The following is a 25,440-nucleotide window of genomic DNA, read 5'->3' as shown; positions in this document are numbered from 1 at the left end:
ATTCGTACGGTCGTGTGATCACGAGGTCCCACGAAGGAGACGGCGATGCGCGCAGTCAGCTATTCACAGTTCGGAGGGCCGGAGGTCCTGCACGTGGCCGACGTGCCGGTGCCTGAGCCCGGGCCGGGGCAGGTGCGGGTGCGGGTCGCCGCGTCCGTTGTGCACCCGGTCGACCTGATGGTCCGCTCCGGCCGGTTCCCGGCTCCGCTGCCGACCGGTTTGCCGTACACGCCCGGCTGGGACGTGGCCGGCACCGTCGACGCTGTCGGCCCATCGGTTGAGGAGTTCGCGATCGGCGACGAGGTCATCGGCTTCTCGCCATGGCTGCAAACCACGGTCGGTGCCCACGCGGAGTACGTGGTGCTCGATGCCGCCTGGCTGGCCTCCGCACCCACCGGCGTCCCCGCCACCGAGGCGGCGACTCTGCCGACCAACGGCCTCGCCGCCGCCCAGGCGCTCAACCTGCTGGCGCTCCCGGCGGGTTCGACCGTGCTCGTCACCGGCGCCGCCGGGCAGGTCGGCGGGTTCGTCCTGGCGCTGGCCCGGGCGAGCGGCCTGCACGCCACGGGACTCGCCGGAGCCGACGACCGTGAGTTCGTCGAGGCGCTGGGCGCGGCTTTCCTGCCGCGCTCCGGCGATCCGATGGGGACGTTCGACGCGGTCATCGACCTGGCGGTGATCGGCCCCTCGCTGCTGGACGTCATCCGCGACGGCGGCGGCTACGTGGCCGCGTCACCCCCGCTTCGCCCGGAATCGGTGCGGGGAATCCGGACGTTCGCGCTGGAGGTGCGACCCGACGGATGCCGGCTGAGCGAACTGGTCAAACTCGTCACCAGCGGCGACATCCCGCTCCGGGTTGCTGGCGTGTACCCCTTCGCTGACGCGGCGGCCGCCCACGACCGGCTGGCCCAAGGCGGCGTGCGCGGCGGCGTGGTGATCGTCCCCTGACCCGCAGCGAAGTCAGGCCGTCGTGATCATGCTCGCGGACCGCCCGAGCACCTGAATTACGACACAGTCCAATACGACAGGGCACCAGACTGGGGTTGCGCAGGCCCGTCCGGACGGAGGCCGGCGGTGTGGTCGGCCCCGTCTTCGTTCACGAGGACTCTTCCTGTTCGGCGGCGGTCTCGGCGGGGTCGGCAGGGTCGACCAGGGTCGACCAGGGTCAGCGCCTGATCGAGCATGCGCCTGGTCTCGGCGGCCAGGGCGGCGCGGACGGGGTGGCCGGCGGGCAGGAACTCAAGCACCTCGTCCTCGATCCTTGCGGAGAGGCCGTTGAGCAGCCCAGCGGTGCCGCGTAGGGCGTCAGCGATGCGGTTGTGGCCCTGGAGTTCGAGGCCCGGAACGAATCCCTCCCATCCGTCAGGGTAGGCGGGCCCGGCCGCCCACTCGATCGGGTCGAGATGGACGCTCATGTCGCGGGGCAGCGCGGCCAGCAGGTCGGCGAGCTAGCCGTTGTGGCTCGGTGGCACGCCGACGACGAAGGAGTTGGCGTGGCGTCGATCGCCGTCGACCGTCACAGCGAGCACCGAAGTGGCGATCGCAGACGGTTCCACCCCCTACGCACCCGCCGACAAATCCCCTGGCGCCTGGCATCGGCAGGGCGTCATCACCAGCGTGCGGGTGCTCTCGTCCAGGTGGGCCACCGTCTTCGATCCCAGGCAGTAGCGGCATCCCAGGACGGCGGCGGCCGCCGAGTCGGACCAGATGCGGTGCTCCCAGGCCGGTGGTGGCTCAGCGGGCGATGGGGGAGGTTCGGCGGGCTCGTGCTCGGCACCGGCCCAGCCCCGGCCGTGGCAGAACCGGCACGCGATGCGCAGCCGGCCCAGCCGCCGGCCGCCTTCGCCCTCGCATTCGGGGCAGGTGATCGGGTCGCTCATCGCCGCCCCGCCCCGGCGCACACGGTACACGCCACCCAGACGCTCTGCTTGGGGCCGCTGCCGTTGCCATCATTTGGCTCAGCGCAGCGCCCCGCCCAAAACGAGCAGGCTCCAGACCGGTTACCTCATCCGCTCCGGCCCTCCCTGCGCTCTAGTTGACCTGGGACGACGCGAAATTAGGCCCGGTACTCCCGAAGCTGCCACCAATTGACAAGTAACTCTCTGCAACAAGCTCACGCAGACTAGAAGCCTGGTCTGACCTGGGGTGTCCTCGAACAGGCGCATGCACCTCGCGCAGGACACGACGATGGGGTCGATCTCGGTGTCGGCAGGCTGCTCGATGGTCGCCGCGGCCGCGATTGGCGCCCGGGACCTCCTTCGGCGGCCTCGGCCGAAGAAGGAGGTCCGCTCCTGGAGCTGGAACAGGCCGTGTGGCTGAGCGTGAGTCAGCCGATCAGGCCAGGGTGTCCTCGATCTTGATCTGGCCGCCGTCGATCACGAACTTCTGGTTGTTGTTGTTCTGGCATTGATACAGGTAGACCTTGGTGTCGTTGGTCCTGACGTTGCTGACGTCCAGGCATATCGGGGTGGCGGAGGCGAGGGTGTCCTTGAGGACGATCTCGCCCTTCCTGATGACCCAGAGCTGATTGTTGTTGTTGTTCTGGCATTCATACAGGTAGACCTTGGTGAGATTGGCTCGGGCGTTGCTGGCGTCCAGGCACATCGGGGTGGCGGAGGCGAGGGTGTCCTTGACCTTGATCTGGCCGCCGTCGATCACGAACTTCTGGTTGGTGTGGTCCATGCACTGCCACAGACGCACCCCGGTGAGATTGGCTCGGGCGTTGCTGGCGTCCAGGCACACCGGGGTGCCGGCGAGAGCAGCGGGGGTAGCCGACTGTTGGGCGGCGGCCGTGGCGGGCAGGGCGGTGGCCGCACTCACGACGATGGCGGCGGCCAGTAGATGGCGTGCAAGCAGCATGGTGCCTCCTGTGCAGGTTGATCAGAACCTGAACACCATCTCGCAACCAACCGTACGCGATCAATTACCGTCGGTTAGAGTCTGGTTATTTGCGAACTCGCTCTCACAGCGGAGTTCGTTGCCGGGCGAGTCGGCCCAGTACTCCCGAAGCTACGGCCAAGTGACCAGCAACTTTCTGTAGTGATCCGGCCTCGGGGAACAATGGGGCAGCCAATAGCGCTAAACGGCGTTAGACCTGGTCAGGGGACCTTCGGATCCGACGTTCCCACTCGCGATAACCGTGCTTATCGCGGGCCAGAAAGCCCTTCCGAACGAGACTGCCAGAGCCTCACGATTCGTAACCGCCTCCTGCTGTCGCTCGCGCGGAGGGCTACTTGTCACTTGGCCGTAGCTTCGGGAGCACCGGGCCAATTAAGGGGGGCGCGCCCCCCTGTGCGCCTCCCGTGCGCGCCCCCCTTGGGCCGCGACGACCATGCCCTGACCGACGCGCCCGCAGCAGGCTTCGAACGCTCCGCCACGTCCGTCGCTCGACTTACCTGCCGAACCCCTGGCTGGGGCCCTTGGTGGTGGGTGGCCGGTGAGAAGGTGTCCGGCTGGCGGCCCAGGCGGCGGCCACCTTGCGCGCGTGCGGGTGCGTCTCCTCATAGGTGAGGCCGTGTTCGGCCGGCAGCTCTTTGATCTGGCCGTCGCGTTTGGAAAAGCGGGTGCGCATCGCCTCGTCGATGCCGACGATTTTCCACGCGTCGGTGTGCGCGTCGCGCTCCCAGCGCAGCCTGAGGTCGACGGTCGACGGTCGACCGGCGCCGGAGGCGGGCCTTGAGGAAGGCGTCGGCGGCGTGGGCGTGGCGGTGCAGGTCCTTGCCACCGGCCGCGACGGCCAACCGTTTCCCGTCACCTCCGCGCACCAGGTTGGCGATCGAGATGTGGGCGTGCAGGTGCGGATCAGACACCTGCCCGTCGACGGGGCGGGCTGTGGCCGGGGGCCGACCGACCGGCTCGGTCTTGCTGTTCAGCTCTCGACGTTGCCGTGGCTGGGGTTCGTGCCGGATGACGTGGTGTCGGCGCCGCCGGTGGCGGTGGCCCGGCTGGCGGAGCAGCTGCGGCTGAATCCTGGGGACCTGGAGGGGTACGGGCAGCGGTCGCACACGCGGTCGGATCATCTCGGAGGTGGGCGTCCCGTTCGAGGGGGGACGTCAGGCAGGTCGGTGACGGTCAGCGGAAGTCGGCGAGGTGGTCGCGGGCCCATTCGGCGTAGCTGCGCGGGGGGCGTCCGGTGGCCTGCTCCACGTCCGGCCAGACCCGCATCAGCGCCGACCAGTCCTGGTCGGCGTAGCCGTCGTCGCCGGTGGCGGCGTCGCCGCCGTACTCGACGAAGCCCAGCATCAGGTCGGCCGACTCGGCGGCGAACCCTCCCTGTGCCTTCATCAGCTCACGGGCGCGCTCGCGGCTGACCTCCTCGTAGCGGACCGGTTCGCCGAGCGCTTCGCCGATGGCCGTCACCTGCTCGCGCACGGTGACCAACCCCGGCCCGGTCAAGGTGTACGCCCTGCCATGGTGGCCGTCCTGCAGCAGCGCGGCGACGGCGACCGCGGCGATGTCGGCCTCGTGGATCAGGTTCATCGGCTCGTCCGCGTACGGGTAGCGGACCACCCGCTCGGCCCGGATGGACGGCGCCCAGATCTGCAGCATGTTCGCCATGAACCCGCACGGCCGTACGTGCGTCCATTCCAGCCCGGATTCCTCAGCCGCCCGCTCCACCCCGTTGGTGTGCAGGCCGGCGGTGACCGACGCCGCCGACAGCACCACGACGCGCTTCACTCCCGCCTGCTTGGCCAGCTCGAGGACCTCGCGGGCACCCTCCTCCACCGAAAACAGGTACATCCGTTCCACGCCGTCCAGCGCGGCGGCCACGCTCGCGGGTGCGGTCAGGTCGCCCTTGACCACCTCAACCTGGGGCGGCAGCTTGGCCGCCGCGGGGTTACGGGTCAGCGCCCGCACGTTCACGCCCGCTTGTACGAGCTGGTCCACCACGTGGCGGCCGACGATTCCCGTCGCCCCGGTCACCAAGATGTTCATGTGCGTTCCTTCCGCTGTGTCGTTCACGAAAGCAACACTGGAGGAAATTCCGGTCAGTTCCTGGCCGGAATGTGAGGGAGTCTGGAATCATGGCGAACACGAGCTCACGCACGCTGCGATTGCCGTCCCTGCTGCAGACCCACCGGTACTGGCCCGGCCTCGAACTGGCCGACCAGTTCGCCGGGAGCGAGCGCACCCTGCGCCGCGACATCGACCGGCTCCGCGAGCCGGGTTACCCGGTCGACGCCAACTGCGGCGTCGCCGGCGGCGGCTACCAGCTGCGATCCGGTACGGCGATGCCGCCCCTGCTGCTCGACGACGAGGAGCCGTCGCCATCGCGGTCAGCCTGCGCACCGCCGCCGGCGGCACCGTCGAAGGCATCCAGGAGACCTCGCTGCGCGCTCTGACCAAAGTCGTCCAGGTGATGCCCCTCACCTGCGCCGCCGCGTGGACGCCCTCCGCGCCTACACGGTCACCGCCCCGGCGGACGGCCCTCAGGTGAACGCCGCCACGCTCACCGTGATCGCTCAGGCGTGCCGCGACGACGAACGGCTCGTCTTCACCTATGCCACCCCATCCGGTGAGCCGGCCGCCAGGCTGGTCGAGCCGCACCGGCTCGTCTCGCTCAAGCGCCGCTGGTACCTGGTCGCCTGAGACCTCGACCGCGCCGACTGGCGCGTCTTCCGCCTCGACCGCCTCACCGATCCGGCCGCCACCGGAGCCCGCTTCCGTTCGCGCGACCTGCCCGCCGCCGACGCCGCCTTCGTCGCCGACCGGCTCGGCTCCCGCCCCACCCGGCACGACATCACCGTCTTCCTCCACGCACCGGCCGACGCGGTCGAGCAGGTCGTCGCCGTCACCGGCGGCCGGGTCGAGCCCGTCGACGACCATTCCTGCCACCTGCGCCTGCAAGTGGACGCCTTCGACTGGCCGGTGCTCATCCTCGCCGCGGTGGGCGCGGAATTCGACGTCATCGATTCCCCCGAGTTCCGCCACCACCTTCGCGACCCAGGCGGGCTCTTCATCGTTCTGTTCCTACTGGACCTCCAGCATCTCCAGGGCAATGCCGTGCGCGGTGAGGTGGTCGGCCAGCGCGGTCAGCTCGGCCGAGTCCCGGCCCAGCCGCTTCATCTCGTACACGGTGAGGATGACTCGGCAGTGCGGGGCGTGCGCCTTGATCTCGCGGCAGGCCTGCAGGGCGGCTTCGAACTTCGGGCGGACCCGCACGCGGGTGGATACCTTCTCGGCGAAGATCTTCTCGCGCGGGATGCCGTGCGCGGCCAGCGCGACCAGCTGGGACTGAAGTTCCTGGGTGAGGTGGGAGCAGCGGGCATAGGCGACGCGGATGTCCGTGGCCGGGGTGTCGGCGGGGATCGACGCCGGCGGCGGGGTGCCTGGCCGCCACAGCCGCCTCGGCCCGCGGTCGGTCGGGGTCGGCACGCGCAGCAGCTTCGCCAGCCGAGGGACTTTGGTGAACCGCCCGGTGTGATAGGTGCCGGAGCGCGACCGACACGGCCCTCCGCTCGGGTCGCTGCCAGCAGCCGCAAAGGAGCGCAGAGCAATAAGTGTCACGCTGTGTGATCGCGAGGGTCGATCATCTCCTGTTCCACTGGGGCCAGCGGACCTGGTGCAATGATCAGCATGGCTGGTAAACCCCTGCTTCTCCGCGCAGCCCTCACGCTGGCCGCGCTCCTCACATCGGCCGCGGCCGGAGCCGCCCTCGCCTCCTCGACCAGGAGGCGGACACCGCCCTTACCCCCACCGGCGGAGCCAGAACCAGCACGGCCGTCCGACGACCTCCCACTCCCCGCGCCGCCGCGCCGCAGGTGGAGGCGGCGCGGGCTGTGGCTGGTCCCGCTCTTGGCATTGATCGCCGCCTGCGCCTGTGCCGCGATCATGTGGACAGGAGGACCAAGTTGGGCGCGCTGGGTCTTAGGCGGCGTTGCGGTTGTGCTGGCGGCCTGCCTCGCGCTCGCAGCCCTCATCGGGCCGGCCGCCCGATGCAACGCGATCCTGACCGGCGCGGAGCCGATGGAAGTGATCCTGACCGGCGCAATCCTGATTGGCGCGGACCTGACCGAGGCGTACCTGTACGGGGCGAACCTGACTGGCGCGACCCTGACCGGCGCGGACCTGACCAAGGCGGACCTGACCGAGGCGTACCTGTACGGCGCGGACCTGGCTGGCGCGACCCTGATCGATGCGAACCTGCGCAACGCGAACCTGACCGGCACGGACCTGACTGGCGCGATCCTGACCGGCGCGGACCTGATTGGCGCGGATTTGAGGGGTGTGCGCGGGATAACTGAGCAGCAGGTGCGGGCGGTGGCCAAGGTTGACTCGGACACGAAGTTCGGGCCGCTGAAGTAGCTCACCACGAGGCTCGGGGGCTCGTCCTGCTCCCCGCGGGAGAGATGGAGCGGGTTGCCCCGCTAACAAGCTGTCCGGGAACACCCGGTTACTCTCAGCTACTTTGCGCCTGGTGGCGGCGACCCGAGCGGAGGGCCTTGAGGACCTGCGTTGGCCGGGTCAACGGCTGTCTCAACTAGACCTACTCCCGCCTCAGCGCGGGGAGTCTCATGACCCCGGGTGCATGGGTGGGAGGCCGAACTTGGCGACCAGGTCGGCGCCGCCGTCGAAGACGAGGATACGGGCGATGCCCGAGTCGGTGACGGTGAGGACGCCGAGTCCGTAAGCGCGGTGGTTCCCGTGGCCGTCGCGGAGGTAGGCGGCAGCAGCGGGCTGTGCGTTGGCGGTGATGGGAGTCATCCGCCAGTCGCCGGGGGATCCGACCGCGTGGGTGAGGTAGCGCAGGCAGGTCAGGCGGCCGGAGAACCAGGTGCGGGTGCCGACCATTTCTATCGCGGCGTCGGCGCGCAGGGCCCGTTCCAGGGCTGTTGTGTCGGCGTTCTGGAAGCCGACGATGTATTGGTCGAGCAGGGCCCGGGCGTGCGGCTCGGTGGGGTCGGTGAGGTGGTTGCGTTCCGGTGCCACCTCGTCGAGGCGGGCGCGGGCCCGCTGTAGGGCGCTCTTGACCGCCGCGGTCGAGGTGCCGAGCATCGCCGCGACCTCGGTGGCGGGGAAACCGAGGACCTCTCGGAGGATGAGTACAGCCCGCTGCCGTGTCGGTAGGTACTGCAGGCTCGCGATGAGCGCGAGCCGGAGACTCTCGCGTGTCTCGACGATCATCGCGGGGTCTGCTGACGGCGGGGTTACCAGCGTGTCCGCGATCGGCTGCAGCCACGCCACGCTGGTGTCGGGCGGATCCGGGGCGGCGTCGGGGTCGTCGGCCGGACCGCCCAGACCGGACGGCAACGCCCGCCGACCGCCCTGCTGCAGCGCGGTCAGGCAGGCGTTGGTGGCGATGCGGTACAGCCAGACCCGCAGCGACGACCGGCCCTCGAAGGTGCCGTAGGACCGCCACGCCCGCAGGTAGGTTTCCTGGACGAGGTCCTCGGCCTCGTCCGCCGACCCGAGCATTCGGTAGCAGTGCGCCAGCAACTCGCGCCGGTACTGCTCGGTTCGGCGGGCGAACTCGCCGGCCTCGGCGACGGCACCCGCTCTGTCCGCCATCACCGCCTCCTGTCCCCCGCCCAGCCAATCACAGGCCGATCCTGGGGCAGACCCAGTGGGCCATCCTACGGATCGCCTCGTCGGCCTCTGGCGCTCGGCCGGCGGCCATTTGGAAGGTGTGCTGCATGCCGGGGAAGACGTCGAGCCGGACGTCGACGCCGGCCCGGCGGGCGTGTTCGGTCAGTCGGCGGGCGTCGTCGAGCAGGACCTCGTCTCCTCCCGCCTGGATGTAGACCGGGCCGAGACCGGACAGGTCGGCACACAGCGGACTGACCAGCGGGTCGCTGGGGTCGCCGCCCTCACCCAGGAAGGTGCCGGCCAACTCACGCACGACTTCGGCGGAGAAGAACGCATCCCGGTCTCGATTGGTCTTGTACGACTCGCCGGTAGCCCGCATGTCCACCCACGGTGAGAAAAGCATCGCCGCAGCCGGCAGGGGCAGTCCTTGTTCGCGGGCCCGCAGCTGGGTGGTGATCGACAGTCCGCCGCCGCAGGAATCACCGGTGAACGCCACGTGGTCGGCGCTGATCCCCCGGTCGTGCAGCAGCCACCGGTAGACAGCGGTCGCGTCATCGACCTGCGTGGGGTGGAGATGGTGGGGGGCGAGGTGGTAGTCGAAGATCAGCGCCCGCGCCCCGGTCGCCTTGGCCAAGTGGCCGAACAGTTTGCGGTGTGTGTAGATCGAGCCGCTGATGAACCCTCCGCCGTGCATGCACAGCAGTACCCGATCCTCGGCCGCTCGTTTCGGTACCGCCCACATCGCGGGCAAACCACCCGCTTCGGTCTCGATGTAGTCCACGTCGCGTGGTTCGGCTGTCAGGTTGCCCCACGACTCGTCGTCGGGCTGCTCCGCGTCCGGCCGCTCACTGGCTGCTCGGATCGCCGCCCAGTGCCTCTTGACGGCTTCGGACTGCTTGCTCGGCATCGCCATGTCTGCCTCCTCGCCTCAGGCGGCGTGTTCGGGACAGTTGTGAAAGGCCTGCACACGCCAGGTGCCGTCCTGTTTGGCCAGCACCCACGTCTCCAGCGCCCGGTTCGCGCCGTCCGGCTCGCTCTGGCCGGCCAGCAGCACGGCCCCCTTGCTGATCACGACGGCGACGTCAGCGCCGACGAACCGGATGCTCTGCACCTCGTGGACGCCCTTGGAGCCCTGGAGCTCACCGGCAAAGAGCGCCGCCATGGTGGCGTGGATCGCGTCTCGGCTGCGCAGGTACGTACCCGGCAGGATCGCGGTGGCATTCTCGGCGTACGGCGCGACGAAGGCAGTCGCGTCGTTGTCGGCCCAGGCGGCATAGACCTCGTCGAGCACGGTGTGTACTTCCTGGTCGGCTTCGACGAGCGAAGCGCTGTCGTGGCTCATGGCAGTCCCTTTCGGTGTCGTGCGTCGGATCGCTTCGCCGCGGCTGATGGATGGTCGCCGTACCGCGAAGCCTTCGACAATGCAGACCCCCGCCAGCCGAAAAGGAATCGCTCGCCCCGACGGCTCTGCCGGCGCACGAGGTGACCGCGCCGCCTACCCGGGCTGCCTCCCGCGCACTGAGGACGATCTTGGAGCCGCGGCCGATCACAAGGCCACAGAGGAACTCATCAACGCGCTGGCGGCGGCGCTGAAGGAGTACGGCGCGCTGCGCCGCACCATCTACGCCGCCCGCTACCTGGCCGACCCCGCCTACCGGCGCAAGATCTGCCGCCAGCTCAACAAGGGCGAGTCGCTGCACGCGCTCAAACGCGACCTGCCGTACGCCCATGAGGGCACCATCCGCGGCCGCCATCTGGAACAGCAGAGTGAACAGGCGTGGTGCCTGACCCTGGTCACCAACGACGGGCGACGAGGCCCGAAGCACCGGCCACCTGCTGGGCGGGTAGTGAAATGATCTTGGGGTGGTGGCCGGCCTGGTCGGGGCCGGGAGCAGATGCGATCACGATTCGGTTGTTCACTCGCGTTGATCTATCCGCAGCGGAATGATGACGTTATGTCACCGCGTGGAGCGAGGTGGGCCGGTGGAGTTGTGGCTGCTGTGGCCGTGGCCGGCCTGGTGGGCGCGCAGCCGTGCGCCAGGCCTGGGAATGGGCGGCTCCCATTAAGGCGTAGCCGACAATCCCGATACCCGGGGTGGGGCAGGGAACTCGTCGTCATGTGAAAGGCCCGTCACTATCTCTGCTCCGGAGTCAGGACGTGTCGGGTCCGGTCCCCGATCCAGGCCGCTTCGAGGATCGCGGTCAGGCTGGCGGTGTCGGTCGGGCCTGGATGGTTCTGGATCAAGCGGGTGACGCCACTGGCCATCTCCGCGAAGCGCGGGAGGTCGGCGCGTGCCACGCCGATGTCCGCCAAGGTGGTAGGGATGCCGATGTCGGCAAGGAGCCCGTCGAGCCAGGTGAGGAACGTATCTGCGGCCTCGGCATCCGAGGCGTCGGTCACGTCGAGCCCGCACACCCCGGCGAGGATGGCCAACCGGTCGCCGATGGCATCCCTGGCCGCGTCCAGCGCGTAGGGCAGCAGCAGCCCGACGCCCAGGCCGTGCGGTGTGTGGGTGGCTGCGCCGATGGGGTACTGGAGGGCGTGCGGAGCCGCGTTGCCCGCGTGGGAAAACGCGAGCCCGGCCAGCATGGACCCATAGGACATGTCCGCGCGCGCGTCCTTGTCGCCTCCGTCCCTGACGACACGGGGCAAGCTGCGGGCGATCCGCTCCGCGGCCAGGAGCGCGTAGTGATCGGTGATCGGGTTGCGGCCGAGGAAGACCTGCTCCACCGGGTCGCGCGGTCCGTGGGCCCGAGGTCGCGCGGTGTAGCTCTCCACCGCGTGACAAAACGCGTCGATGCCGGAGTGGGCAGTGACGGTCGCAGGGCAGGTGTAGGTGAGCTCGGGGTCGACGATGGCGAAGTCGGGCACGATGTGGACGCTGGAGACCCCCACCTTCAGCTCGCGGTCCGGGTCGGTCAACACCGAGACGGGTGTGAGCTCGGAGCCGGTGCCTGACGTCGTCGGGACCGCGACGAGAGGAATCGTCGGCCCCGGCACCTTCGACTCGCCGTAGAAGTCGCGCGGCGTCCCACCGTGGCGCCGGATGACGCCGACGATTTTGGCGAGGTCGATCACCGTGCCACCCCCGATGGCGAGGATCACGTCGGCGTCCACCTCTGCGGCGACCGAGACGGCCAGGGCGACATCGGTGAGTGGCACGTCCGGAGTCGCGTCGGCGAACACCCCGACGACTTCGACCTTCTCCCGCACGGCGGCCACGATCTCGGCCACGCCCGGCTGCCCCAGAAGAACCCGGTCGGTCACGATGAGGACTCGCGAGCCACACTCGGCCACCACTCGTGGGATGTTCTGCGCGACCCCTTCGCCCACTATCAGCTGGCGTGGTCCGCGGACGGTCTCAAGCATGTCGGTGCCTCTCTGGAACGTCGGCGGTGATTTGCTGGGCGGACGTCCAGGTCACCTGCGAGACCGGGACGGCGTCGGCAAGGTTGGCTGCCGGGTGGCGCAGGCGCGCGCCGGGCTCCCGGACTCGGTCGTGCCCGGGCGCCCTCAGGTCCATCGCGATGAAGACCTCGCCCTTGGTGGGCGGGTCAGTCGGGCCGAGGGTCCCGCGGACATCGTCGCCAAGGGCGGTACGAGTCAAGGTCGCGACCAGCACCTCGATCATGAGCCCGAGGGCGTGGCCTTTGGGACCGCCGAAAGGGCTGATCGCCCCATCCACCGCCGCGGCCGCGTCTGTGGCGCGCGCACCGGCGGAGCCGACGGCGTCCCCGGGTGCCGGCGGATTCGTGCCGACCATGGCCCGGGGCCCGCCCCACGGGTGGAGGCCGGTCAGGCCATGTGTGCACAGGACGCGGTGATCCTCGGCGGGCACCCGGAGCGGCGGGCCGGTCACGGTAGGTCGATCGCCGCGTAGGTGACGTCGAGGTACTCAAGGATGCCCTCGTGCGACCCCTCCTTGCCGATCCCGGACTGCTTCACGCCTCCGAACGGAGCCGACGGGTCCGAGATCAGACCACGGTTGATGCCGACCATCCCCGTCTCCAGCCCCTCGGTGAACCGGAGCGCCCGCTGGAGGTCACGGGTGAAGACGTATCCGACCAGGCCGTGCTCGGTGTCGTTGGCCTTCGCCATTACCTCGTCGTCGGACGTGAACGAGATGATCGGCGCCACCGGGCCGAAGATTTCCGCCTCCAGTATCCGCGCCTCTTCGGGCACGTCGACGAGGACCGTAGGCGGGTAGAAGTGGCCCGGCCCCTCCGGACGCTCGCCGCCCACCAGGACACGGGCGCCGCGATTGACCGCGTCGGCGACGAGCTCGTCGATCTTGGTGACCGAGGCCTCGTCGATCAACGCCCCGACGTCCACGCCGTCGTCGAGACCATGGCCCACCGAGAGCGCGCCCATCCGCTTGGCGAAGCGCGCCGTGAACTCCTCGCGCACCGGCTCCTCAACGTAGATTCGGTTGGCCGCGATGCAGGACTCCCCGATGTTGCGCATCTTGGCCACCATGGCACCGTCGAGCGCGACGTCCAGGTCCGCGTCGGCACACACGATCAAGGCCGCGTTGCCGCCCAGTTCCATGGAGGTGCGCAGCACGTTGTCCGCCGCCTGTCGTAGCAGCACGCGCCCGACCTCGGTCGACCCGGTGAACGAAAGCTTGCGGGTCCGACGGTCGGCCAGCAGTGCTGAGACCACCTCGCCGGCACGCTTGGTTGTCACGACGTTGACGACGCCCGGGGGAACGCCGACCTCCTCCATGATGCGGGCCAGGAACAGCATGGTGAGTGGCGTCTGGGCTGCCGGCTTGGTGATCGTCGTGCAGCCCGCCGCCAGCGCAGGAGCGATCTTGCGGGCACCCATGGCCAACGGAAAGTTCCAGGGCGTCACGAAGACGCACGGTCCGACCGGCTTCGGCACGGTGAGGATGCGATATCCACCGGCGGGAGCGGTGTTGTAGCGCCCCTCGACGCGCACCGCCTCCTCGGCGAACCAACGGAAGAACTCGGCGCCGTAGGCCACCTCTCCCCGAGCCTCGGCGAGCGGCTTGCCCATCTCGAGCGTTATCAGCCGGGCGACCTCCTCGGATCGCTCGGTCAGTGCCCGGTACGTCGCGGTCAACAACTCCGACCGTTTTCGCGGCGGGGTCGCCGCCCACTCCGCCATTGCCTTGCTCGCCACGTCCAGAGCGGCGAGCCCGTCAACGACGCCGGCGTCCGCCACCTCGGCGATGGTCTCGCCGGTGGCCGGGTCCTCGACGACAAAGGTGGCTCCGCCGGCGGCGTCGCGCCAGGTGTCGCCGATCCGGAGCCGCCGGTGCTCGGGGGCCAGGACGTTCATCGGGTCACTCATCGCGTCGCCTCCTGTGATGTTCTTGGTGATGTCCAGCGTGACCTCGGCGATCGCGCCACGCGCGTTGACGAACGGGTCACACGGCCTCGTCGGGGCCGAGGTTGCCGAGCGGGTCGAACGTGGCCGTTGGCCCTGGGGCCCTGGCTGCAGGGCGACGCCCCGCGCCACCGATCGCCTTCTCGGGCCATGGCTGTTTCAGCGTCGTCAGGCCGTGCTCACCGGTGACGGTCCGCCGAGGCTCGATCGCCACGTGCGGGCGCATGTTGACGTCGCCGCCCTGCGCGGTTACCTCCCGGCCTCGGACAGCGCCAGCCCGGTGCCCGCGTCGAACAGGTGCGCACGGTCCAGGTCGACCGTGACAAGCAGCCGCTCGCCCGGCGTACCGGTGACGGTGGGTCGTGCCTTGACCTTGAGGATCTCCGTCCCCACTTGGACGTCGACCACCGTTCGGTCACCGAGCGGCTCAAGGCCGTAGAGCTCGCCCGACAACGACGCGTCCCCACGCTGCTCGACGGACAGGTCCTCCGCGCGCAGGCCCAGCAGCAGCGGACGACCGTCCTCAGCCGTGGTCCAGCGGGGCCGCGGCAGCGTCCAGCCTTCCGCACCGACCAGACGATCTCCCTCGGCGTGGCAGGCGAGCAGGCTGATCGGCGGGCTCCCGACGAATCCCGCGACCCACTGGTTGGCTGGACGCTCGTACACCTCGGCCGGCGTTCCGACCTGTTGCACCTTCCCCTCCTTGAGGACCGCGACCTGGTCGGCCATGGACAGGGCCTCGACCTGGTCGTTGGTCACGTAGACGAAGGTTGCCCCGAGGCTCCGGTGGATGCGGGTGAGCTCGGTGCGCATCTCGACGCGGAGCTTGAGGTCGAGGTTCGTCAGCGGCTCGTCCATGAGAAACGCGCGCGGGCGACGGACCAGCGCCCGGGCCAGGGCGACACGCTGCATCTCACCGCCCGACAACTGCGCGGGACGACGCTGCAGCAGACGTTCGATGTGCAGCAGGCTCGACATCTGCTCGACGGCAGCGGCGATCTCGCTCGAAGAACAGCGGCGTGCCCGCAGCGGCGAAGCGATGTTCTCGTACACCGTGTGTCGCGGGTAGAGGGCGTAGCTCTGGAAGACCATGGCCAGGTCGCGTGCGGCCGGGGTGTCACCGGTCGCGTCCTTCCCGTCCAGATGCACCGACCCGGCGTCAAGCTTCTCAAGGCCGGCGATCGCTCGCAGGGTCGTCGTCTTGCCTGCCCCGGAGGGCCCGAGCACGACGAAGAACGAGCCGTCCGGCACGTCCAGCGTCACCCCGTCCAGGGCCTGGACCTTACCGAAGGACTTGCACAGCCCGTGCACCGCCACGGTTCCCATCAGGCCACCAGCTCTTCCGTGCTCACGTCGTAGACCGGCGGGGGCCCGCCGGTGTGCCGCAGCCCGACCGGTGCGTCAGCGGCGAAACGGACAGTCGGTGGCATCCGAACCCGTACGTCGCGCTGGCCGCCGTGGTCAACCACGTAGATGATTTCGTCGCCCAGCCACTCCGCCGAGACCACGCGGGCCGGGACCGAACGTTCCGCCCCTGGTTCTGTGACTTCCAGCGCCTCCGGCCGGACCCCTGCGACCAGGGAACGGTCGCGCGGCAGGTTTTGCGGTGGCGTGAGGACCAGTCCGCTCTTACTGCGCAGTTTCCCGTCGGCCACCTCCACCTCAATCAGGTTCATCGGCGGGGAGCCGATGAATGCGGCGCAGAAAAGACTCGCCGGACGGTCGTAGACCTCCAGCGGCGTGCCGATCTGCTCGACGCGGCCCTTGTTGAGGATGGCGATTCTGTGACCGAGCGACATCGCCTCGACCTGGTCGTGGGTGACGTAGACCATCGTCGTCCCCAGCTCCCCCTGCAGGTGCTTGATCTCCGTGCGCATGTCCGCCCTCAGCTCCGCGTCCAGATTGGTGAGAGGTTCGTCCATGAGGAACGCGCGCGGTCGTCGCACCAGGGCGCGAGCAAGCGCGACGCGCTGCTGCTCCCCGCCGGACAGCCGGTGCGGTCGCCGGTCCAGGAGCGGACCGAGCCGCATCAGCCGGGCGGCCTCGTCGACCCGCTCCTGCACCTCCGGCTTGGGCAGTCCCTCGGCCCGCAGCGGGAACGCCAGGTTGTCGCGGGTTCTCAGATGCGGGTAGAGGGCGTAGAACTGGAACACCATGGCGATGTCGCGCTCGGCGGGCGGCAGGTCGTTGACCAGCGTGTCGCCGATGCGGATGTCGCCCGTCGTCTGCCTCTCCAGGCCGGCTATGGCCCGCAGCGTGGTCGTCTTGCCGCACCCCGAAGGGCCGAGCATCACGAACAGCTCACCGTCGGCGATGGACAGGTCCACGTGATCAACTGCGACCGTCCCGTCCGGGTAGCGCTTGTGCAGGGCGGTCACCTCGATGCCCGCCATCAGCGTCGCACCGCCCCGAGCGTCACACCGGCGACGAGGTGCTTGCGCACCAGGTAGGCGAAGACGAGCACCGGCAGGGCGAAAACCACGGAGGCGGCGGCCACGAGACCCCAGTCCACGGTGGTTCCACCGATGAGGCCGGCGATGGCGGGTGGGGCCGTCCGCACGGTGTCGCTGGAGGTAAGGAAGATGGCGAACACGAACTCGTTCCACGAGAAGATGAGGGCGAAGACCGCCGTCGCGGCGATACCGGGCAGGAGCAGGGGAAGGGTGAATTTCCAGAACGCCTGCAGGCGGGTGTAGCCGTCGAGCATGGCGGCATCCTCGTACTCTGCGGGCACCTCGTCGACGAACCCCTTCATCATCCAGATCGTGAACGGGACGTTGAACGCGGTGTAGATGAGGATCAGGCCGAGCTTGGTGTCGATGAGCCCGAGTTGGCGGTACATGAGGAAGATCGGGATCACGACCACCACGGGCGGCATGAAGCGGGTGGACAGGATGAAGAACAGCTGGTCCTTCTTGGCCTTCACGGCGAAGCGTGAGTAGGCCCAGGCCGCCGGGACCCCCAGCACGGTGGCCAGCGCCGTGGAGACCCCGGCGACCACGACGGAGTTGAGGAACGCGACGGACAAGGTCGAACGACCGCCGCCGGAGGCGACGAACACGTCCTTGTAATGGTCCAGGGTGACCTTGAAGTCGAAGAACTTGGCCGGGATGGCGTAGACGTCCCGGTTCTCCTTGATGGACGTCTCGATCATCCACAGCACCGGGAAGAGCATCACGACGGCCAGCACGGTCAGCAGCGCGACCTCCAGCACGGCGCGGCCCCGGCCGCCGAAGCGGCGCGCGGGGGGCGTGTGATCCCGGACAGGACCTGCGGACACGGCCTCGTCGACGGAGACGGCCATCAGTCCTCCTTGAGCTTGTTCAAGTAGCGCAGGTAGAGCTGCGTGAGGACGATGACGACGAGGACCATGAGGATCCCGTATGCCGAGGCGGTTCCGGTGTTGAAGCCCAGGAACGCGACCTTGTAGACGTGGAACGACAACGTCTCGGTGGAGACCCCCGGACCTCCGCTGGTGAGGATGTAGACGAGGTCGAACAGCCGGAAGGCCTCGATGGCCCTGAACAACACGGCGATGAGGAGCAGCGGCCACACCAGCGGAAGAGTGATGGTGCGGAACCGGAACCACTCGGACGCCCGGTCGATCGAGGCGGCCTCGTACAAGTACTTGGGGACCGCGGTAAGGCCCGCGAGTGCGATGAGCATGATGAACGGCGTCCATTGCCAGGTGTCGACCACGATCAGGGAGATCAGTGCCGTTCGCTGCCGGGTGAGCCACTCCACCTGTCCCAGGCCGAGCGAGCCGAGCATGCTGTTGATCACGCCGAACTGCGCGTCGAGCATGAATTTCCAGAACAGCCCGACCACGACCTGCGACAGCATCATCGGAACCAGGAACAGAGTGGTCAGCAGTCCTCGCCCGTGCGTGCGCCGTGAGATCAGGTAGGCGATGGTGAAACCGAGCACGGTCTGCAGGGTGACCGCGCCGACCACGTAGATCAACGTCGTGAAGGCCCTCAGGTGGACCTGCGCCGACGTCAGGATGGCGGTGTAGTTCTCGAACCAGACGAAATCGGCGGGCCCCCCGCGGGTGGCCGAGTAGTCGGTGAAGGACAGGTACAACGCCCACAGCAACGGGAACACCGACATGGCGAGCAACAGCAGCAGCGCCGGGGAGATGAAGGCCACGGTGAGCCAGCGGTCGCTCAACCGGCGGGACCGACCCGGTGCAGGCGGCGTCGCGGACGCCACCTGCCCGGGGCGGTCGGTCGTCAGAGGGGCGGGGTCACTCACAGTCCGCCGCCGCCCTTGCGGTTGCCGGAGTCGAGCACGCCCTGCTGCTCCTTGGCGATGTCGTTGAGCGCGTCCTTCGGCGTCTTCGCGCCGTTGAGAGCCGCGTTCACGTTGGTGTTCTCAATGTCGACGAGGCGCGCGTACTCGGGCACGTTCCACATGTCCCGCATCCGCGAAACCGAGTCGGTGTACACCTGGTTGAACGGCCCGGCGTTGAGGAACTCGGGCGACTCCAGGGCGTCCGTACGCGATGGCACGCCACCGGCGGCGGCCCACTTCTTCTGGATGTCGGCCTGCTCGAACCACTTCATGAAGTTCAGGGCCTCCGCCTGGTTCGCCTCGGGGGAGTAGGCCGACACGTGCATCCCCATGCCGCCGAGAGGCACCAGGTTCGTCTTCTGGCTCGGCAGGGTGGCAAAACCCAGCTTGTCGAGAATCTCCTCCCGCGTGGTGCCGAGCGTCGACTGCTTCGGGTCAAGCAGGCCGCCGCTCGCGGCGATCCAGTTGAACGCGATGCATGCCTTGCCCTGGGCGACCGCCGCGTTCACCTCGTCGATGAACCAGTTGCCGGAGCCCTTGGCGGTCAGCGGCTTCATCTTGTTGACCAGGACGTCCATCGCCTCCTGGCCCGCAGCGTCGTTGATGACGCCGTCGATCTTGCGCGTCTTGGAGTTCCAGAGGTTGCCGCCGTAGACGCCGTTGACCGTGTTGTAGGTTACGGCCGCGGCGTCGGAGCCGTTGGCCTGGTGGAAAGCCAGCCCGCTGACGCCAGGGTTGTCCGCCTGGCACTTCTCGGCGACTGAGATCATCTCGTCCCACGTCTGCGGTGGCTTGTCGCCGATCAGGTCCTTGCGGTAGATCATCGTCCAGGTGTCGCCGAGCAGCGGCAGTCCGTACAGGCTGGCGTTTTCGTCGCGCTTGCCGGTCTCCGCCTGGGGGTACTGGCCGTAGGCCGCCAGGAGGTACGGGTTGTAGGCCTTGACGTCGATGTTCTTCTTGACGAAGTCGGTGAGGTCGAGGATGTTGCCGTTCGTCACGGCCTCGCCGATGTGCTGCGAGTCCAGGATCGGGATGTCGAAGTCGGTCTTGTGCGCTGCGAACTGGGTGAACATCGCGTCGTGCCAGTTCGCGTTCGGCACGGTGTTGACCTTGATGGTCACGTTCGACCGCTCCTTGGTGTACTCCGCGTTCGCGAAGTCTTCCAGCGCGTGGGCGGGGGGCCAGTCGAACCAGATGAAGCTGAGGGTCAGCGGGTCCTTGGTGAGCTCCGGGATGGTCGCCGGTGCCTTGGGGGCGCTCGCCTCGTCCTGGCCGCCGCCGCAAGCCGCCACGGTCGTGGCCACTAACATGGCCGCCGTCGCCAGCTGCACCTTTCGACGGGGAACGGACAGTCGTCCTACTCGCTGCGGATACCGCATCTTCTTGCCTGCTTTCTGGGGGGGACCTCTGGAGCCTTGCTGCGTGCTTCGCCGAGCAGTTGCTGGGTTGTTCAGGCGTGCTGCCGGCTGTCGCAGGGGCTGACCCGCAGACCGGCGTCACGAGTACGCCGCGACGTAATGGGGCTTCAAGCAGTCGAGAGAAGTCCTTCGGTCCTTGTGCGGCCCGGTGGCGAATCGAGTAGGACGTCGAGCATGCTCATGGGAGCTCCAACTGATCGAAGCGGAGCGATGGCGGGCGGTTCCCCGACGGGTGAAGGATGGGTGGCATCCGTCACCTTTCCTATACGATCCGAGTAGGGGCGTCAATATCCCGCAGCATTGCGACCGATGTCAACAAGTTCTCGAAGACGCAGGAAAGGACCTCACGTCACGATGGACGACGAAGTGATGATCGTGCGGCGCCGTGGGGCCATGACGGGCGGAACGCCGCCGGGAAGATCTCGCGGCCGGCTTGCCGACGAGGTGTACGACACGCTGCTCGGACAGCTGATGTCGCTACGGATCGAGCCTGGCTCCCGCGTCACGATCGACGCCCTGGCGCGAGAGCTGGGGGTCTCGCAGACGCCGATCCGAGACGCTCTGAACCGCATGGAGGCCGAGGGCCTGGTCGTGCGTGTGCCCCATGCCGGCTATCGCATTCCCCCCCAGATCACCCGTGACCGATTCGAGGACATGCTTGAGATCCGCCTGCTCCTCGAGCCGGCAGCGGCGCGCAGATCCGCCGAACGCGCATCCTCGAAGCAGGTGGCCGGTCTGCGACGAATGCTGGAGGAGATGGCGGAGCTGGAGGGGGGCGACGGGCCCATGGCCTATGGCGCCTTCGGGCTGCGCGACGCCGCTTTTCACGATCTCGTCGCCCTGAGCGCGGGGAACCAGGTCATCCGCGAAGCGCTCGCTCGCCTGCACACGCACGTGCACCTGTTCCGGCTTCTCCACGACACCCAGGTCACTCACTTGGCCATGGCCGAGCACGAAGAAGTTCTGGCCGCGATCGCCGCGCGCGACCCCGACGCCGCCGCCTACGCCATGCGTCGGCACATCCTGCTGTCCGGCGAGCGGTTCCGGCGATTGTTCGACGAGGCCGAGGGCGCGGACGGAATGGCGGTAAAGGCTTGACGGGCGGTCTGGGCCGAGGAATGCTAACCCAATCGGATCGGATTGGATCGGATTGGATCCACTTCACCCGCCCCAGATGCGAGGAGAAGCAGGTGCCCAGAGCACTGCTCCTGACCGGCGACGCCGCCGAGGAGCTCGACACCATGTATCCCTACTATCGCGTGCAGGAGGGCGGCTGGGACGTTGACGTCTCGTCACGGACGATGCGTGACGTTCAGCTGGTCATCCACGAGTTCGACCCCAACTCCGACGCCTACGTGGAGAAGAACGGCCGAAAGTTGCCGGTCGACGTGCCCTGGGCCGAGGTCGACGTCGAGCGCTATGACGCCCTCATCATCCCTGGGGGACGTGCCCCCGAGTGGATCCGGGTCGACGCCGACGTCAGGCGCATCACCGAGCACTTCTTCGCGCGCGACCTCCCGATCGCGCTGGTGTGCCACGGCGCGCAGGTGCCGGCTGTGTACGGGCTGCTGAAGGGTCGAAAGACGGCGTGCTTCCCCCCCATCACCGGTGACATGGAGAACGCGGGCGCGACGGTCATCGACGCTCCCGACGTCGTGGACGGCAACCTCGTCTCCTGCCGGGGGTGGCCCGACATGCCGCAATTCGGCAGGGCGATGATGGAGCTCTTTTCGAAGTCCATCAACTCCGCATCGGCATGAGCACACCGGACCTGTCTCGGTGACGGCACTTCGGACCGTCACCGTCGACGGCTCCCCCGTCCACGTCCTGGAGAGCGGCACCGGGCCCGCGGTGCTGATGCTGCACGGCTCCGGACCCGGTACGACCGGATCCGGCGCCTGGGCAACGACGGCACAGGCGCTGGGCACGTCCTGGCACCTGGTGGCTCCTGACCAGGCGGGGTTCGGCCGTACACCAATCCCGGCAGGCTCCAGGGGTGGGCTCCGGCTGTGGACGGAGCAGGCCGCGGGCCTGATGGATGCTCTCGGTGTCGAGCACTACGCCGTGGTGGGCCACTCCATGGGCGGTGCCGTGGCGCTGGCGCTGGCGGCCGCGCGCCCCCAGCAGGTCACCCGTGTCGTGGCGGTCTCGACGATGGGCGCCCCCGGGGCGCCGCTGTCCGCCGAACTCGACGCGATCTGGGCCGCCCCCGCCGGCCCGCTCGGGGCACGAGACATGTTGAGTCGCCTCGTCCTCGACCAAGCGCTCGTGACCGAGTCGGCCGTCGCCGCCCGTGCAGCCGCGATGCGAGCGGGGGCGGCCGCATTCGCGTCGTTGTTCCCTCCACCCAGGGCACGTTGGGCCGACGAGCTCACCCTCTCGGCGCAAACGCTGGCAGGGATCCGCGCGCCCGTGCTGCTCGTCCACGGCGCCGAGGACCGAGTCACCCCGCTCGGGACGGCAGCCCTGCCCCTGCTCGAACACCTGGCCGATGTCCGTCTGCACGTGCTCGGCCGATGCGGGCACGTGCCGGCGCTCGAGCACCCGCACGACTTCAGGCGACTCCTGTCGTGCTTCCTCGGCCGGGAACGAGGTCACTGATTGCTGCGACAGGTCCGCAGCCCGTGCTCAAGCAGATGAGCGCTACGGCCCCTGGCAAACCATCTACCAGCGCTTTCGCCGCTGGTCAGCCGACGGCACCTTCACCCGGCTCCTGCAGCACGTCCAGGTTCACGACGACGCCGTCGGCCAGGTCGACCGGTCGGCCATCTGCGTGGACTCCACCATCGTGCGCGCTCACCAACACGCGGCCGGAGCCCGTAAAAAGGGACCCACCACAGGACATACGGACAGCAACCCGGTCAGAGCGATCAGGACCGACAGGCGCTCGGGCGCTCGCGCGGCGGACTGACCACCAAGATCCACCTGGCCGTCGACGGACGCGGCCTGCCTCTGACATGCATCCTCACCGGCGGCAACGTCAACGACTGCACCCAGTTCACCGCCGTGATGGAGGCCATCCGCGTGCCCCGCACACGGCCCGACCATGTGATCGCCGACAAGGGCTACAGCTCCCGCACCATCCGCACCTACCTGCGCCGACGCGGCATTGGTACCACCATCTCGGCCGTGACCATCGCCTGCCCACTGCTCTTCCACAAAACAGGTCCTAGCGCCCTTCCCCGCGACCCGAGCCATGACGAGGCAGTGGCCGAGGTCATCGCTCGACATGGTCGCATCGACATCCTCGTGAACAACGCTGGACGTAGCCACGTCGGCGCCGTGGAGGAAACCGGCGAGGCCGGGCACCGGGCCCTGTTCGAGGTCCGCTTCTTCGGCCCCGCCGCGCTGACCCGCGCCGCCCTCCCCCACCTGCGGGCACGGCGGTCCGACGCGATCGTGCAGGTCAGCAGCGTGGGAGGACGATTGTCGTTCGCGGGAATCTCCGCCTACAGCGCGACGAAGTTCGCGCTCGAAGGCTTCTCCGAAGCGCTACGGGCCGAGGCCGCCCATTGGGCGTAACCGTGTTCATCGTCGAGCCGGGCAACTTCCGCACCGGACTGCTCGCCGCGTCCGGCGAGAGATTGAATGAGACCGAGGGTCGCGCGCGGCGCCGGCGGGCAGCTCGCTGTCCTTGAACTGGGCCACGCCTGGCCTGGCGTGACATCGGATCATCCCGGCGACGTGGGCGTGTACGACCCTGTTGCCTAATTCTGGTCGCGTCGGCGTGTTCGCATGAGTGGCCGAGCTGAGGCAGTCCTTCCGGCTGGATCGCGCGGCGCTTGGCGCGCTGGCCGGCAAACGCCGCCCGGACACCCGCTTGGGGTGGGCGGTGCAGTGGGGCACGGTGCGTGTGCTCGGGGTGTTTCTGACCGAGGCCCCCGCTGAGGTCCCGGGAGCGGTGAGGTTCGTCGCTGAGCAGCTGGAACTCGATCCCAGGTGCTCGGCCGGCGGCAGCAGACGGCGTACGAGCACGCCTGGGAGATCCGGGAACTGCTGGGGGCTATCGGCCTTGGCTCTCAGCAGCTGGCCGCACGTGAGGCGTTCCACCTGGCCGCTGACTTTCCGGGTGGTGGTGCCGATACCAGTTCAGTGTTGCGGATACGGCCTGGTCGTGGGGGGTGACGTTGACGGGTCCGAAGGCATTGCGGAAGGCGGAGTCGTCGGAGATGAATGGCCGGTCGCGCTGATACCAGGTCTCACCGAGTTCGCGGACGATGGGGTTGAACAGCCCGATGAGGCGCTGTGTGGTCCGACCGAGCCCGGCGATCCTGGGGGTGTCGCCGATCGCGGACCACACGTGGTCGAGGAATTGGCGTCCGGTGATCGCCTCGGCGGCTGGTAGGTGCCAGGCGCGCCCGTCGGCCTGTTGGTGTTCCCCGAGGGTGACCAGTGCAGCGGCGATGTCGGGGAGGTAGTTGAGGGTGTGGGGCTGGTCGAGGTCGCCGACCCAGCGGGCGGTCTTTCCTTTCAGTGCGGCGGCGAAGATGGTCGGGCCGAGGACGGTGTTGACGCCGCCGGGCCCGTAGTAGTCCGATGCCCGGCCTAAGGTGGCGCGGACCCGGCCGGATCGGTGAGCGTCGAGGATGAGCTTGTCCACCTCAGCGCGGGCGCGGCCTTTTGGGAAGCCCGCGGTGTGGGGCAGGTCCTCGGTCATCGGGCCCTCGACCGGCCCATAGACGTAGAGGTTGTCGGCCATCACCAGTTTGGCGCCGGCGGCCTCGACTCCGGCGAGCACGGTTCGGGTGAGGGCGGGGAAGTTCTTGGGCCAGCGCGTGTAGCCGGGTTGTGCGCATTGGTAGACGACGGCGGCGCCGTCGCAGGCGGCGATCGCGCCGTCGAGCGTGGTGATGTCGGCGCGGAGGTCGTGTGGGCCGGTGGCCGCGCCGCGGCTGACGGCTCTGACGTGGTGGCCGCGGGCGGTGAGTTCGGCCACGACGGCTTTGCCGAGTGCTCCGGTGGCGCCGAGTACAACGTGCAGTCGGGACATGACGTCCTCCAGTTTCAAGATTTAATAACGCTGTTACGTAACTAAGTTATGATACTCTGAGCGATATGGCAAGGCCCAGAATCCGTGACTACGCAGAGCTCCGCCGTGACCTGGTCGACGCCGGTGGCCTGCTGTTGGCCGAGCAGGGGCCGTCGATGTTGAGCACCCGCCGAGTCGCCCGGCAGGCGGGCGTGTCCACCACGGCGGTCTACAATCTCTTCGGCGACAAAGCCGGCTTGGTACGCGAGATGTTCCTGTCGGGGTTCGAGCGTCTCGCCGAGGCCTTCGCCGCCGTACCACGCACCAACGATCCCGTCGCTGACCTGTTGGCCCTCGGCCACGCCTACCGCGCCACCGCTCTGGCCAACCCACATCTCTACGAGCTCATGTTCGGCCGGCCGGTCCCCGAGTTCCGGCCCGATACCGAGACCGCCGCACAGATCCAACCCACCTTCGACAGCTTGGTCACCGCCGTCACCCGCTGCGTGGAAGCAGGCTTGTTCGCGCCCGCCGAGCCGTACGACCTGGCCGTCCAGTTCAACGCCCTCGCCCATGGGCTGTGCAGCCTCGAACTGCGCGGCGCGCTCGGAGACCCCGCGCAAGGCCGCCGCCACTGGGACGAGGCCTTCGAGACGATGGTCCGCGGCCTGTCCGCCACTCACCCGTGATGCGGTACAGGGGCGAAACCCCCTCGTCAGTCCATTCCACGCCGCCCCGGTGCCCAGAACGGTCTCACCACGAGAGCCCCCGTAGCGATGAGGAAATTTTCAACGAAGTTGCATCTGACCTGCGATAACGCAGGAGCATCCGACTGGCGTCTCGGTTTGATCACGGTGCTGGTCATGACACCAAGGACTGTT

Annotated in this window: 25 protein-coding genes and 5 pseudogenes; 12 read left to right on the top strand and 18 right to left on the bottom strand. The window is 68.6% G+C overall.

From position 1 onward, the window contains the following. The first annotated feature begins 45 nt into the window (after positions 1-45). Positions 46-948, top strand: a complete 903-nt coding sequence (locus tag ACVCAG_RS42520) for an NADP-dependent oxidoreductase (RefSeq protein ID WP_447191506.1) — start codon at positions 46-48, stop codon at positions 946-948. Positions 949-1,559: 611 nt separating this feature from the next. Here the strand turns inward: ACVCAG_RS42520 and ACVCAG_RS42515 are convergent. The 4 genes and pseudogenes from ACVCAG_RS42515 to ACVCAG_RS42500 all read right to left on the bottom strand — a co-directional run. After that, positions 1,560-1,880: a hypothetical protein gene (locus tag ACVCAG_RS42515; protein WP_447191505.1), complete on the bottom strand. Its 321-nt coding sequence runs from the start codon at positions 1,878-1,880 to the stop codon at positions 1,560-1,562. Between the two features lie 454 nt (positions 1,881-2,334). Beyond that, on the bottom strand, positions 2,335-2,859 hold the full coding sequence (locus tag ACVCAG_RS42510; RefSeq protein ID WP_440088971.1) for a ricin-type beta-trefoil lectin domain protein: 525 nt from the start codon (positions 2,857-2,859) through the stop codon (positions 2,335-2,337). A 532-nt stretch (positions 2,860-3,391) separates the two neighbouring features. Then, positions 3,392-3,724 (bottom strand): relaxase domain-containing protein, encoded by a 333-nt coding sequence (locus ACVCAG_RS42505; RefSeq protein WP_447191504.1) that lies wholly within the window; start codon positions 3,722-3,724, stop codon positions 3,392-3,394. Then, positions 3,717-3,809: pseudogene (locus ACVCAG_RS42500) on the bottom strand (hypothetical protein); the annotation flags it as partial. The pseudogene ACVCAG_RS42500 and the gene ACVCAG_RS42505, both read right to left, overlap by 8 nt. Here ACVCAG_RS42500 and ACVCAG_RS42495 point away from each other — a divergent pair. Then, a pseudogene (locus ACVCAG_RS42495) lies at positions 3,783-4,010 on the top strand (DUF4158 domain-containing protein); the annotation flags it as partial. The pseudogenes ACVCAG_RS42500 and ACVCAG_RS42495 sit on opposite strands and share 27 nt — an antisense overlap. A 61-nt stretch (positions 4,011-4,071) precedes the next feature. Here ACVCAG_RS42495 and ACVCAG_RS42490 read toward each other — a convergent pair. Then, positions 4,072-4,935 carry an NmrA family NAD(P)-binding protein gene (locus tag ACVCAG_RS42490; RefSeq protein WP_440088968.1) on the bottom strand — a complete coding sequence of 288 codons (864 nt, stop codon included), beginning with the start codon at positions 4,933-4,935 and terminating at the stop codon, positions 4,072-4,074. A gap of 89 nt (positions 4,936-5,024) precedes the next feature. On the opposite strand from ACVCAG_RS42490, the pseudogene ACVCAG_RS42485 reads away from it, so the two are divergent. After that, positions 5,025-5,940, top strand: a pseudogene (locus ACVCAG_RS42485) (helix-turn-helix transcriptional regulator); the annotation flags it as partial. Positions 5,941-5,970: 30 nt separating this feature from the next. Here ACVCAG_RS42485 and ACVCAG_RS42480 read toward each other — a convergent pair. Further along, positions 5,971-6,375 carry a recombinase family protein gene (locus tag ACVCAG_RS42480; protein WP_440089008.1) on the bottom strand — a complete coding sequence of 135 codons (405 nt, stop codon included), beginning with the start codon at positions 6,373-6,375 and terminating at the stop codon, positions 5,971-5,973. A 420-nt stretch (positions 6,376-6,795) separates the two neighbouring features. On the opposite strand from ACVCAG_RS42480, the gene ACVCAG_RS42475 reads away from it, so the two are divergent. Beyond that, the gene (locus tag ACVCAG_RS42475; RefSeq protein ID WP_447191503.1) at positions 6,796-7,305 is read left to right on the top strand and encodes a pentapeptide repeat-containing protein; all 510 of its coding nucleotides are present in this window, start codon (positions 6,796-6,798) and stop codon (positions 7,303-7,305) included. 207 nt (positions 7,306-7,512) lie between these two features. On the opposite strand, the gene ACVCAG_RS42470 is transcribed toward ACVCAG_RS42475, so the two are convergent. The 3 genes from ACVCAG_RS42470 to ACVCAG_RS42460 are packed head-to-tail and all read right to left on the bottom strand — an operon-like array spanning position 7,513 to position 9,868. Then, positions 7,513-8,508: an RNA polymerase subunit sigma-70 gene (locus ACVCAG_RS42470; protein WP_440088966.1), complete on the bottom strand. Its 996-nt coding sequence runs from the start codon at positions 8,506-8,508 to the stop codon at positions 7,513-7,515. Positions 8,509-8,536: 28 nt separating this feature from the next. Further along, the gene (locus tag ACVCAG_RS42465; RefSeq protein WP_447191502.1) at positions 8,537-9,439 is read right to left on the bottom strand and encodes an alpha/beta hydrolase; all 903 of its coding nucleotides are present in this window, start codon (positions 9,437-9,439) and stop codon (positions 8,537-8,539) included. 15 nt (positions 9,440-9,454) lie between these two features. Beyond that, positions 9,455-9,868 carry an SgcJ/EcaC family oxidoreductase gene (locus ACVCAG_RS42460; RefSeq protein WP_440088963.1) on the bottom strand — a complete coding sequence of 138 codons (414 nt, stop codon included), beginning with the start codon at positions 9,866-9,868 and terminating at the stop codon, positions 9,455-9,457. Positions 9,869-9,947: 79 nt separating this feature from the next. Here ACVCAG_RS42460 and ACVCAG_RS42455 point away from each other — a divergent pair, with 79 nt between their 5' ends. Continuing rightward, positions 9,948-10,382, top strand: a complete 435-nt coding sequence (locus ACVCAG_RS42455; protein ID WP_447191501.1) for a Tn3 family transposase — start codon at positions 9,948-9,950, stop codon at positions 10,380-10,382. Between the two features lie 278 nt (positions 10,383-10,660). On the opposite strand, the gene ACVCAG_RS42450 is transcribed toward ACVCAG_RS42455, so the two are convergent. The 8 genes from ACVCAG_RS42450 to ACVCAG_RS42415 all read right to left on the bottom strand — a co-directional run bounded on the left by ACVCAG_RS42450 (position 10,661) and on the right by ACVCAG_RS42415 (position 19,503). Further along, a complete protein-coding gene (locus tag ACVCAG_RS42450) occupies positions 10,661-11,896 on the bottom strand; it encodes an iron-containing alcohol dehydrogenase (RefSeq protein ID WP_440088960.1) in 1,236 nt (411 codons plus the stop codon). Next, a complete protein-coding gene (locus ACVCAG_RS42445; protein WP_447191500.1) occupies positions 11,889-12,290 on the bottom strand; it encodes an Ldh family oxidoreductase in 402 nt (133 codons plus the stop codon). Before ACVCAG_RS42445 ends, ACVCAG_RS42450 begins: the two co-directional genes overlap by 8 nt. A gap of 92 nt (positions 12,291-12,382) precedes the next feature. After that, on the bottom strand, positions 12,383-13,843 hold the full coding sequence (locus ACVCAG_RS42440) for an NAD-dependent succinate-semialdehyde dehydrogenase (protein ID WP_440088959.1): 1,461 nt from the start codon (positions 13,841-13,843) through the stop codon (positions 12,383-12,385). Between the two features lie 285 nt (positions 13,844-14,128). Then, a complete protein-coding gene (locus ACVCAG_RS42435; RefSeq protein WP_440088958.1) occupies positions 14,129-15,205 on the bottom strand; it encodes an ATP-binding cassette domain-containing protein in 1,077 nt (358 codons plus the stop codon). After that, complete coding sequence (locus tag ACVCAG_RS42430) at positions 15,205-16,272, bottom strand: ABC transporter ATP-binding protein (protein ID WP_447191499.1); 1,068 nt, start codon at positions 16,270-16,272, stop codon at positions 15,205-15,207. Before ACVCAG_RS42430 ends, ACVCAG_RS42435 begins: the two co-directional genes overlap by 1 nt. Beyond that, complete coding sequence (locus ACVCAG_RS42425; RefSeq protein WP_440088954.1) at positions 16,272-17,183, bottom strand: ABC transporter permease subunit; 912 nt, start codon at positions 17,181-17,183, stop codon at positions 16,272-16,274. The genes ACVCAG_RS42430 and ACVCAG_RS42425 overlap by 1 nt, the downstream gene beginning before the upstream one ends. Next, positions 17,183-18,049, bottom strand: coding sequence for an ABC transporter permease subunit (locus ACVCAG_RS42420; RefSeq protein WP_440088953.1), 867 nt, complete (start codon positions 18,047-18,049; stop codon positions 17,183-17,185). The genes ACVCAG_RS42425 and ACVCAG_RS42420 overlap by 1 nt, the downstream gene beginning before the upstream one ends. An 80-nt stretch (positions 18,050-18,129) precedes the next feature. Then, positions 18,130-19,503: an extracellular solute-binding protein gene (locus tag ACVCAG_RS42415; RefSeq protein ID WP_440088951.1), complete on the bottom strand. Its 1,374-nt coding sequence runs from the start codon at positions 19,501-19,503 to the stop codon at positions 18,130-18,132. A 441-nt stretch (positions 19,504-19,944) separates the two neighbouring features. On the opposite strand from ACVCAG_RS42415, the gene ACVCAG_RS42410 reads away from it, so the two are divergent. From ACVCAG_RS42410 to ACVCAG_RS42385, 6 genes and pseudogenes are all read left to right on the top strand, one after another. Further along, the gene (locus ACVCAG_RS42410; protein WP_440088950.1) at positions 19,945-20,688 is read left to right on the top strand and encodes an FCD domain-containing protein; all 744 of its coding nucleotides are present in this window, start codon (positions 19,945-19,947) and stop codon (positions 20,686-20,688) included. A 92-nt stretch (positions 20,689-20,780) separates the two neighbouring features. Then, positions 20,781-21,350: a DJ-1/PfpI family protein gene (locus tag ACVCAG_RS42405; RefSeq protein WP_350738673.1), complete on the top strand. Its 570-nt coding sequence runs from the start codon at positions 20,781-20,783 to the stop codon at positions 21,348-21,350. Positions 21,351-21,369: 19 nt separating this feature from the next. Next, the gene (locus tag ACVCAG_RS42400) at positions 21,370-22,191 is read left to right on the top strand and encodes an alpha/beta fold hydrolase (protein WP_440088948.1); all 822 of its coding nucleotides are present in this window, start codon (positions 21,370-21,372) and stop codon (positions 22,189-22,191) included. Positions 22,192-22,207: 16 nt separating this feature from the next. Then, a pseudogene (locus ACVCAG_RS42395) lies at positions 22,208-22,713 on the top strand (IS5 family transposase); the annotation flags it as partial. 6 nt (positions 22,714-22,719) lie between these two features. Then, a complete protein-coding gene (locus tag ACVCAG_RS42390; protein WP_440089005.1) occupies positions 22,720-23,112 on the top strand; it encodes an SDR family NAD(P)-dependent oxidoreductase in 393 nt (130 codons plus the stop codon). 217 nt (positions 23,113-23,329) lie between these two features. Continuing rightward, positions 23,330-23,548, top strand: a pseudogene (locus ACVCAG_RS42385) (DUF4158 domain-containing protein); the annotation flags it as partial. Positions 23,549-23,593: 45 nt separating this feature from the next. Here the strand turns inward: ACVCAG_RS42385 and ACVCAG_RS42380 are convergent. Beyond that, positions 23,594-24,580, bottom strand: a complete 987-nt coding sequence (locus tag ACVCAG_RS42380) for an NAD-dependent epimerase/dehydratase family protein (RefSeq protein ID WP_447191498.1) — start codon at positions 24,578-24,580, stop codon at positions 23,594-23,596. Positions 24,581-24,645: 65 nt separating this feature from the next. Here ACVCAG_RS42380 and ACVCAG_RS42375 point away from each other — a divergent pair, with 65 nt between their 5' ends. Further along, a complete protein-coding gene (locus tag ACVCAG_RS42375) occupies positions 24,646-25,248 on the top strand; it encodes a WHG domain-containing protein (RefSeq protein ID WP_440088945.1) in 603 nt (200 codons plus the stop codon). Positions 25,249-25,440 lie beyond the last annotated feature (192 nt).

It is taken from the genome of Streptosporangium sp. G12, assembly GCF_052983175.1.
Note: the sequence above shows the minus strand (reverse complement) of the source record. Positions and strands in the feature narration are given on the sequence as shown.

Bases quoted from the DNA above. Each gene is read 5' to 3' on its own strand.
- ACVCAG_RS42520 (WP_447191506.1), top strand. From the start codon at position 46: ATGCGCGCAGTCAGCTATTCACAGTTCGGAGGGCCGGAGGTCCTGCAC.
- ACVCAG_RS42515 (WP_447191505.1), bottom strand. From the start codon at position 1,880: ATGAGCGACCCGATCACCTGCCCCGAATGCGAGGGCGAAGGCGGCCGG.
- ACVCAG_RS42510 (WP_440088971.1), bottom strand. From the start codon at position 2,859: ATGCTGCTTGCACGCCATCTACTGGCCGCCGCCATCGTCGTGAGTGCG.
- ACVCAG_RS42490 (WP_440088968.1), bottom strand. From the start codon at position 4,935: ATGAACATCTTGGTGACCGGGGCGACGGGAATCGTCGGCCGCCACGTG.
- ACVCAG_RS42470 (WP_440088966.1), bottom strand. From the start codon at position 8,508: ATGGCGGACAGAGCGGGTGCCGTCGCCGAGGCCGGCGAGTTCGCCCGC.
- ACVCAG_RS42465 (WP_447191502.1), bottom strand. From the start codon at position 9,439: ATGGCGATGCCGAGCAAGCAGTCCGAAGCCGTCAAGAGGCACTGGGCG.
- ACVCAG_RS42460 (WP_440088963.1), bottom strand. From the start codon at position 9,868: ATGAGCCACGACAGCGCTTCGCTCGTCGAAGCCGACCAGGAAGTACAC.
- ACVCAG_RS42455 (WP_447191501.1), top strand. From the start codon at position 9,948: ATGCAGACCCCCGCCAGCCGAAAAGGAATCGCTCGCCCCGACGGCTCT.
- ACVCAG_RS42450 (WP_440088960.1), bottom strand. From the start codon at position 11,896: ATGCTTGAGACCGTCCGCGGACCACGCCAGCTGATAGTGGGCGAAGGG.
- ACVCAG_RS42445 (WP_447191500.1), bottom strand. From the start codon at position 12,290: ATGGTCGGCACGAATCCGCCGGCACCCGGGGACGCCGTCGGCTCCGCC.
- ACVCAG_RS42440 (WP_440088959.1), bottom strand. From the start codon at position 13,843: ATGAGTGACCCGATGAACGTCCTGGCCCCCGAGCACCGGCGGCTCCGG.
- ACVCAG_RS42435 (WP_440088958.1), bottom strand. From the start codon at position 15,205: ATGGGAACCGTGGCGGTGCACGGGCTGTGCAAGTCCTTCGGTAAGGTC.
- ACVCAG_RS42430 (WP_447191499.1), bottom strand. From the start codon at position 16,272: ATGGCGGGCATCGAGGTGACCGCCCTGCACAAGCGCTACCCGGACGGG.
- ACVCAG_RS42425 (WP_440088954.1), bottom strand. From the start codon at position 17,183: ATGGCCGTCTCCGTCGACGAGGCCGTGTCCGCAGGTCCTGTCCGGGAT.
- ACVCAG_RS42410 (WP_440088950.1), top strand. From the start codon at position 19,945: ATGGACGACGAAGTGATGATCGTGCGGCGCCGTGGGGCCATGACGGGC.
- ACVCAG_RS42380 (WP_447191498.1), bottom strand. From the start codon at position 24,580: ATGTCCCGACTGCACGTTGTACTCGGCGCCACCGGAGCACTCGGCAAA.
- ACVCAG_RS42375 (WP_440088945.1), top strand. From the start codon at position 24,646: ATGGCAAGGCCCAGAATCCGTGACTACGCAGAGCTCCGCCGTGACCTG.